Below are 8990 nucleotides of genomic sequence, written 5' to 3'. Positions count from 1 at the left end.
CCCCACCTGTGGGAGCTCGCTCTGCGAGCGAACTCCTTTCGCCCGGGGACCGGGCTCCTACAGACCGGGCTCCCACAACCGGGCTCCTACATGCGGGCTCCTACAAGATTAATATTTCCCGATAATGTTGATAAACCAACCCTGGCTGCGGAAGTCCATATCGGTCAGGTCGTCACTGAAATCAGAGAAGTTATAGCCGACACCGGCTTTCATGTGATTGCCGAAGTGGCGATACATGCCCAGTACGGCGCCTGTACGTGAATCTTCTGCAGTGAACTCATCCCGGCGTCGCAACTCAACCATCAGATCCCACTTATGCACTACGTGCCAGTCCGCTCTTACTGCTATCAGTTGTCCTTTACTGCTAAACCAGTCAGCTGAATCATCACGGCTCATGCGCAATTCGCCCAAACGATAGGCGTAGCGTCCACCCAGGCTCCAGCGTTCGGTTACATCATAAATACTATCAATTGCAAACACATGGCTGCGCTGGGAGTAATCTATAAGGTTACCGGTTGATGAACGCTGTTCAGCCGGGGCCAGATCCGACAAATAAGTGTACTTGACCAAAGTATTCCAACGGTCATTCAACACCGGACGATAGGCATAACCCAATGATGCTTCAACAAAGTTGCCATCAAAGAAGGAACCTTGGCTGGAGTCACCAATCGCCATATCCAGATGACCGATCATGCGCCAGTCAGGATCGATCTGGTAGCTCAGGTTATTACGCAGCAGCCAGACGGTCCTGTCTTCATCACTGTAGCTATCCTTGCGGTATTCCAGTGCCCCGGCGTAGCGAATATCCTCGTTTCTATACCCCACACTGCCGGAGATGGCACGACGACGTATCTCATCATCGGTTTCACTGTTAAGGCGCCCGATATCGGTACTCAGTCCATAGCTCCAATGATCATCCGGGGCGAAGTCCAGCCCGTAGCCCTGCACCAAGCCGGTTTGCTGTGAACCATGCTGATAACGCTGCTCAGCATAAACACTGGTGTTATCTGACCAGCGTGAACGCGCACCGGTCACTACCTGGCCCATACGGGAGCCTATACCCTGATCGGTACGGTCATTGTCCAGCTCGTAGTTAAGGTAGAGGTTGGTACGATCTGAAGACGCATAATCCACACCCGCCTTGGCACCCAGGCCCAGATCTCCGTCAGAAATTTCACCCATCAGATTAATACGGTCGTTGATACGGTAGCTACCACCAACACCGATGCGATTGTTATCCTCTCGGTTACCATCGGCTTTCACTGTTCCCTGTACAAAGCCATGTGCGGTCCAAGGTTCGTCCTGGGGTGCATATTCGAGTTGTACGGCCAGATCATCACGGCGACCTTCGTTAGCCGTTGAGGTCGACGGGGTTGTGCGCTCTTCACTACGATAGCCACCGATGACTGTCCATTCCTCGTCGAGTTGGTGAGCCACACCCACTTCCGCACTCTGGCTTTTCAAGTCAGAAGTTTGCGTGGTTTCATCTGCCCTCAGAATCAGGTCTGTCTGCTCCGAAAGCGGGGTCACCAGCGCAACACCTGATTGACGGGTGTCATTGCTGGTCAAGCGACCCGGTGCATTAAAGCCGGCGTCACGCTGTTCATGGTAGAAAGTCAACTGACCATTACCATCCAAGCCTACATCTTCAAGTGCCAAGGAGCCTTCAATACGCTCTGCATTTGCTTCCCCAGCCACAATTGAACGACTATTGAAACCGAAACCACCGTCAAAAGAGGTTTGCTCTTCAATACCATCGCCTTTGGTGCGTGCCGCTTCCAGCTTCAACCAAGTACGGTCGCTGTGACGTAGCGTAACATCGATCCCTTCCTGATCTTGCTGCTGCCCGAAATGTTCCTGACGCGTAGCGGTCACCCCAAGACGCACGGAATCATTTGCCCAGACCGAGGCTCGGCCACCCAGAGCCAGATCATCCATGCTTTCAAAGCCGGGAGAATACTCATAGGTGACAACCAGATAGGCTGGGTTGCCCGACAGGCTGCCGCCACTTCTGACCACGGAGTTGTCATTTGCTACCCCAGACAGAGGCCGGTTAAGCAGTATGCGTCCTTGAATAGGTCGATTTCATAATCAATACCATAGGTAAGATACTCAGACATCAACACCAAACCGGAGTGTTTATCACGAATTTCAACACGCAGTGCTTCACTGCCGGATGAGATGTCCTGATTACGCAGGAAGTAGAGTGATCCCCCCGTTCCCTGGAACTCTTCACGCGCGCTAGCCGTTCCCGGCTCGGCGGCAAAGCCCTCCACGACAACCTTGCGCTCACCAAAGGCCGTAAATCCGTCACCCTGATAGCGTGCCTGGGCACCATAGAGACGTCGATCGATCTGGCTCAGCTCAGTATCACGGTTTTGTTGTTCAAAATTACCCCACATGGCATGTGACTTACCGTCTTCGACACGGACATAACCCTTGCCTTGCGTCGGAGCATCCTCAACCATTGTTGAGTCATCACCAAAGGTGGCCCAGTGACGATTGGCATCCATACGCCGCAGGAACTCACGCGGGTTCTTGTCATTGAAGTTACTGAACAGGCTATCTATGGGTTCTTCACCGGTATCGATACTGGCCGTCACCGTGTATTTGCCATCAATTTTGCCTTTGGTATAGAACGCCAGACGTCCATCTACATAGACTTTATCGTCGTAATAGCGGTCTTCTCCCGTCACCAGCTGTGCCGGACCTGTTGTATCCTGCTGCCCGATAGTGATGTCGGCAATCGCTACTGTAAACCAGTCCCGTTCCGGTAAGCGCAAATCACGTCGATAGATCCGGCCTTGTCCTTGCGGATCAAGCAGAGCCACTTCAACACTGTGTTCACCGCGTGGAATGATCTGTGCAGTGGCGAAATTACCCTGACGATCAACAGGCACAGGATCGCCCATCACAAAAACAGCATAACCTGGCTGCACGCCTTTACCGTTGATGGTCACTGTACCGCCCGCCACCGGAATCCGGTGACGCTGCAAACGGTTGCCACCGGTAACCGCCAGCAGATCAGCACGCACCTCATCGGCTTCGGCTTCATAGTCACCTCGGGTGAGCTGCAATGGCTGCATTTCGGTATCGTCGAAGCGCCCTTCAGCGTCATATACCCGCAGTCGGTAATAGAGTTCATCGGGCAGATCATCAGAAGGTAGCCACTCACCATTCAGCAAGGGGTCCAGCTCAACGGTTTCCAGTAGCTCTGGCTGCCCCCAGCGTGATTGCTTGCCGAAGATCTGCACTTCACCACGCTCAACCCAATTCATGTAGTTACTGTAACCACGGAAATAGTGGGTCTGTCCAGGAACCGCCATACGCGGTGCGGCGGCTACATTCAAGCGCGGCTGGGCGGATAAATTGTCATAGCGCACCTGAAGGCTGTTTTCAGCCAGAGCCACATCAACACAGCGTTGCTGATCCGCCACACCTGCCGCATGCTCACCCACAGGCTGGCCATCCACACTGATACGGAACGGCGCTAAATCGTCAGTCGTTGCAAAGCCACCGGTACAGGCTTTTTGCTGCAGAGGTTCGTCATACCAGATCTCCACTTCAACACGGCGGTTGACTGCCATACCTTCAGCTGTCGCGTTGCTCGCAAGTGGTGCATCGGGACCACGAGAATCCAGATCAACCTGTGTCGAAGACAAATTCAACGCGGCCTTGAATTGCAACGCCACCTGTCTGGCACGGTCCAGTCCCAAGCCATAATTGTCTGTATAGATGCTGGCTGCACGCGCCGACAGGCGCTGGGGGTCCGTATGGCCAATAACGCGCAGGCGAACATTATCCTTGCTTTTCAGCCTTTCCATAACCTCCCAGAGTTGTTCAGTATAGCCTTCAGGCAATACTGAACGTCCGGATTCAAACTGCACACTTGGCAGAATTGTTTGCAGCGTTTCAGCCTCATTCGGGTTTAGCGTCAGTACGGCCGCCGCTTCCTGGTTTTGATCCGGCAAATGCCACAGCACCAGGCGCTCACGTGGTAGTTCACGCTCACCCTGCTGGGGCAAAGGGGGTAAATCCCCCAAACCGCCGGCACGACGTTGTAACAAGGATTCATCTTCCATCGCACCGCGTTCGCCAGACAGTCCACAACCCTTACCCACTTCACATGAATCGGCATAGATCAAAGGTGAAGCAGCGGCTATCGCCAGACAAAGTAATGATTTATGCAGTTTCATTGGGACACCTCTATACGCTCAGCACCTGGAACAATTTCTTCTTCGATTCGCAAGTCATAACAACAGCCCTGTTCTTCCCAGTGCTCTTGAAGCCAGGCTCTTACAGCGCCGATCCGCTCACGGGCATGATCCATATCACCGCCAATATCGAGCTGATAGGCAATGCGCAGGATAGAAGGCTGTTCATGCAGATGTGGCAGGAGCTGTTGCATGTGTTTCGCATAGTTGGGTTTTAACTCATGCTCTGCAGTAAACACCTCTGATGTCAGATCCAGACGCACAATACGGTGAATAGCCGCACCAAAGTTCAGTTTCACCATGCGCCCCTGCGTCACGCGCACAACACGTGGGTTTTCAGTGGTCACGCGGTAACCGCTTGGCAGGCTGCGTTCATCCAGTTTGAGGATAAAGTTACCCCCACGCAGTTCACTGGGGACATCGGCACAGGCAACATGGAAGCGGCCATAATCATCAGCTGTGATTAACCAGCCGCGTGGTGAAGCCAGACGTACACCTGGAATGCCCGGTTCACCTTCGTTCTGGTAACCATCCCGGTTTTGGTCATCGAAAACCTGACCGATGATATCGGTACAGTCGAAGATCGGGTCCGGAACCACGCGTACTGTTGCTGTGGCGATATTGGATACACGGGTATTCGCCAGACTGTTCATAGCCCAGGCACGGTTTACATACTCGTTGAACTCAACACCAGAACCCACAACCAGCAGCAACTGAATGCTAACTTCTTCGCCTGCTGCCAGGGTTTGCGCTGGCCAGCGTAGGTGACGACCATTGATTTGTGGTTCAGACTTAACCCCGTTCAAAAGTGCAGAGTCTTGAACATACTGGAAGCCAGGGGGTATCTGATCTTCGATCGCGATATCGGTCAACGCAACAGCTAGCGTGTTAGTGGCTTTGATCTGGTAAGGCACCAGCTCGCCACGCGTCACATCACCCTTGGGTGTGGTTTTGACCACATTGATGGCGCCTCCCAAAATGGGGTCTAAGGGAATATGGTTTCTGACCACGTCTCCCGATGCCCCTGCTCCTGATGTAATCAGGTTAAACAGGAAGTAGTACTGGGTGCTGGTCTGGTTAAACGGATTGAGTCCCGCGGTGTTAACAGGACACAGCGCCGGATCGTGCTGAGGAGCGGCCTCAGACGGCGGGTTATCGCTGTTCTGTACATCAAACGGTCCTGGGTTGCCAACGCTGAGCGCGTTAGTACAGGCTGGAATCAATTCCGACGGTCCTGGCAGGTAACCAGCTGGTGGCACTACACGCAGTGAGTACTCACGTGGTCCCGCGTGGCTGTATACGGCACAACCAGGCGGGTTGGTATCCAGCAGGAACTGGTAAATACCAGTAGCATTGGTAACGATTGGATTGATACCACCGATCAGACAGGCGGCATCGACAGGGATACCATTTTCGTCCTCAAAGAACACCTGGGCACCGGGTACCGGCTGGCGAGTCAGTGCGTCATAGATCACACCCGCTGGGTCAATCGGCAGGTTCTGCTCGGTGATGTTCTGACCAGGATTCAAGGTGATGCCGGTGATGCTGCGTGGCTGCGTTGTCCCTGCACCACCACCAGACTGAGGCTCGCCAGCCAGTCCATCGTCACTGGAGAACTCGATAGTGAATGTGTTGATAATATCCGAATAGCCTGCCGGTTGGCCTCCGCTTACCGGTAAACCGCTGGTCGCCCACTGGTCGTAACCGGCTGTGTTACAGCGCACGTTATCGAACTGGTAGAAGCCGTATTGATCGGTTCTCAGTTCACAGACTCTCTCGCGACTACCGTCAGCCAAGTCAGCCCAGAGGATTACTGTCCAGTCCTGCACCAACGGGTCCTGATTCGGCACCGAGGGTCTTACACGGTCACGGTTACGATCGAAATACACATAGCCACTGATCGTCGGCGGTTGCAGCGTGATGTCATTCGAAGCAATCCAGAAGTCGTAATCAACCCCGTTAACATCAAGCACTACGCCATCCATACGTTCGACGGCCTGCACGGTACCAGGCGTGCCCGGACCACTACCAAGCTGGGCGCCGGCCGTATTGATGTTCATCGGCACATTACCACGCGTGACGGTGTAGCCAGCGCCATTACTTGGCGGTAGATCGATACTGTAGGTCCCGTCAGGATTGCTCAACTGGGTGATGTTGATCGTATTGCCGCCAACATCTACACCGGACACAGTGATAGCGATACCACCGATAGGCGCATCGTTACCGACATCGAAAGGATCATTCGGCTGCGTCGCATCGGCCTTCTGGAACACCCGTCCGCTCAGGGTCAGGCGCTCAACGTTGATGAGCACACTTTTTTCATTGTTATCAGGATCTGTATCGTAGGTCGCATCTTCGTCGACACTGACACTGGCCGTGTTGGTTAGTGTGGCCGTTGTAAAGCTAACGATTCGTACAGGAATAGTCAGGGTCAATGCGGCATTGGCTTGCACGGTACCAAAGGTACAATTCACCACAGACTCTCCAGCCACCCCCGAACAGGCCGTATTTTCAAAGCCCGGAACGTTGATCTCCACACTGGGTGGCCCCGTCAGTTGCATGCCATCAGGCAGCGGGTCCGAAAACTCTACGCCACGCGCTTCTTGCGGTCCGTTGTTACGTACCACAACGGTGTAATCAAAGGGTTGCAAGACAGCGATATTTGGATCAATTACTGTCTTGCTAACAACTTCCATGTCAGCCTTGGGGAAAACGATATCGTTAACTGAAGCGATGTTGTTGGCCGCAACCCCCGGATCATTATCACACGCACCAGACGACTCGTAGGAAGTCGTTTCGTCCGCACAGATCAGTGCAACGTTGCCAAAAGTGGCAGCTCACCGAAGGTCGCCGGAGTCATATCGAAGGCCAACTCAAAGTTTACCTCTCGATTCGGATCGAGGTAATTATCAGCATCTACGCTGCTTAGCTGACAGGTCACTACGCCATTCGCACCAGCTTGAGAACAGCTTAAACTGCCATTTTTAGTGGTATCAAGACTAAAACCACCTTCTGCGGCTGCCGCATTGACATTCTGCGGACCTCCGCTCAGCACCAGAGAGAATCCGCTAGGCACATTCAATGTATCGGTCATGACAATACCTTCGGCCCGTGATGGACCGACCGACTGAATGCGAAAACGGTACTGCAACTGATCGCCGAAACCAAACGCAGTCTGCCCCGCTGGGTAAACGCTTTCCTTGCGCTGCTGCATATCGATTTCCGGCACCTGAACATCAAAGGTGATTTCCGCAAAATTGTTATCTTGCGAGGTAGCATCGTTACAGCTAGTAGATCCAGTACGGAATTCGCAAAGGTTTGCGGGATCGGTAAGTTCTACATCAGCGCGGTTTGTCTGGCCTGCGAAGACATTTCCGTCATCAGGCATTGGACCTGTCGGTTTCAGGATGCGTGCTTCGATAGTTACCGTACGCGTGGTATTACGTACGACAGAATTGGTGTTAATGCAGGAAACCTGACCAGCAGCGAAGTTGCTTGCCGAACAGTCCATATTAGGACCAGTTGCACCCAGCACCTCGTAGGCCACCAGTGGCAACGCAGAGTTGGTATTGAGTGTGTCGATTAAGCGAAGTTCTCCAGCAGGAACACTATCGGTTCCGTTGTTACGCACTGTGACAATGAACTCAACCGGCTGACCGACACGCGGTGTTGCAGGCTGAACTGTCTTGCTGGTTACCTCGATATCCACGCGCTGTACAACGTCAACACTAGCGCTGTCGCTAAGCTGTCCACCACCTGATGCCGTCAGAATCGAATTCGGCGATGCCAGCGAAGCTGTATTAGTCAATAAACCAGCGGTAACTGGCCGCTGAACCGCAAAATCGACCGTGATAGTAGTATCGGGGGGTACATTGGTGAAACCACAATCAAGTTGACCTCCACCCGAGCCGGCTGGCAGGTTGGGACAACTTCCCCAGGTAGTGGGCGTCGTGGTCACAGTAACTGCTGGCGTGCCCCCACTATAACCGACGCGCCCAGGTACCGGATCGGTCATACGCAGAGTGGGGATCGTCACACCATTGTTAGCTGTGGTTATCTCCATGCGCCAGTACATGGTTTCCTCATCGCCAGCCAGCTCTACGTTATTGGCGTAAGCAACACCATCCACAGACGCCGTCTTAACGATACTGGCTTCTGCACCGGTAACATTGGTCAGCACCAGCCACCCACTTCACCTGTACAGTCGTTGGCCGTATTGCTATCAGCAGGTGAAGGACCATTTACAGGATTCAAACCTAATGCAGTCAGTGCCTGTCCGCCAGTACACGCACGGTTGCGTAGCTCAATCGGCTCCACGACGTTAGCAAGCGTGGACTGGTAGCTCAGAGCACGGCTTGCACCGGGTGCCAGCGTACCTGTGTCCGTGGTCTCACAGGTGACACGCGTGGTAAATGCAGCGTTGAACCCAAATGGCGGCACTACGCCAGTGTCCACCGAGCAACTCCAGCCCGCAGTGACATTGCCTACAAGCCCACCATCTACCTCTTCAGGCCTTGCCCAATCCACTACGCGCAACGGACCATTGCCGCCACCATAAGCCGCACCGGCTGGGCTGTTGGCATCATTGATCACGGAGAAGTTATTAGTCACCGTAGCACCCGGTGCTCGCGGACCACTAGTTTTGCTTTTGTTCAGACGAAGATCGGCATAGGCTCAGAAACGTTATAAGCACGCAACGCCTGATTATTATCCAGATCGAAATCGGTATACCCGCTGGTGCTACTACTTCGATGGGAATTCGCGGAAACTGCCGAA

At 53.6% G+C, this 8990-nt stretch carries 5 protein-coding genes; all 5 read right to left on the bottom strand.

The features are described 5' to 3' along the window. Nucleotides 1-108 precede the first annotated feature (108 nt). The 5 genes from LH51_RS19220 to LH51_RS10645 all read right to left on the bottom strand — a co-directional run bounded on the left by LH51_RS19220 (nucleotide 109) and on the right by LH51_RS10645 (nucleotide 8825). Nucleotides 109-2019, bottom strand: a complete 1911-nt coding sequence (locus LH51_RS19220; protein WP_052063670.1) for a hypothetical protein — start codon at nucleotides 2017-2019, stop codon at nucleotides 109-111. Between the two features lie 14 nt (nucleotides 2020-2033). After that, nucleotides 2034-4196: an OmpA family protein gene (locus LH51_RS19215; protein ID WP_052063669.1), complete on the bottom strand. Its 2163-nt coding sequence runs from the start codon at nucleotides 4194-4196 to the stop codon at nucleotides 2034-2036. Beyond that, a complete protein-coding gene (locus LH51_RS10655) occupies nucleotides 4193-6910 on the bottom strand; it encodes a DUF11 domain-containing protein (protein WP_052063668.1) in 2718 nt (905 codons plus the stop codon). Before LH51_RS10655 ends, LH51_RS19215 begins: the two co-directional genes overlap by 4 nt. 113 nt (nucleotides 6911-7023) lie before the next feature. Further along, nucleotides 7024-8394: a DUF11 domain-containing protein gene (locus LH51_RS10650; protein WP_036522149.1), complete on the bottom strand. Its 1371-nt coding sequence runs from the start codon at nucleotides 8392-8394 to the stop codon at nucleotides 7024-7026. Next, nucleotides 8388-8825, bottom strand: a complete 438-nt coding sequence (locus LH51_RS10645) for a hypothetical protein (RefSeq protein ID WP_036522148.1) — start codon at nucleotides 8823-8825, stop codon at nucleotides 8388-8390. Before LH51_RS10645 ends, LH51_RS10650 begins: the two co-directional genes overlap by 7 nt. Nucleotides 8826-8990: the final 165 nt, after the last annotated feature.

The sequence above is a fragment of the Nitrincola sp. A-D6 genome (assembly GCF_000764495.1).
In the GTDB taxonomy this organism is placed as follows: Bacteria; Pseudomonadota; Gammaproteobacteria; order Pseudomonadales; family Balneatricaceae; genus Nitrincola.
The sequence above is the reverse complement of the archived record's forward strand: the minus strand, read 5'-3'. Positions and strand labels throughout refer to the sequence as shown.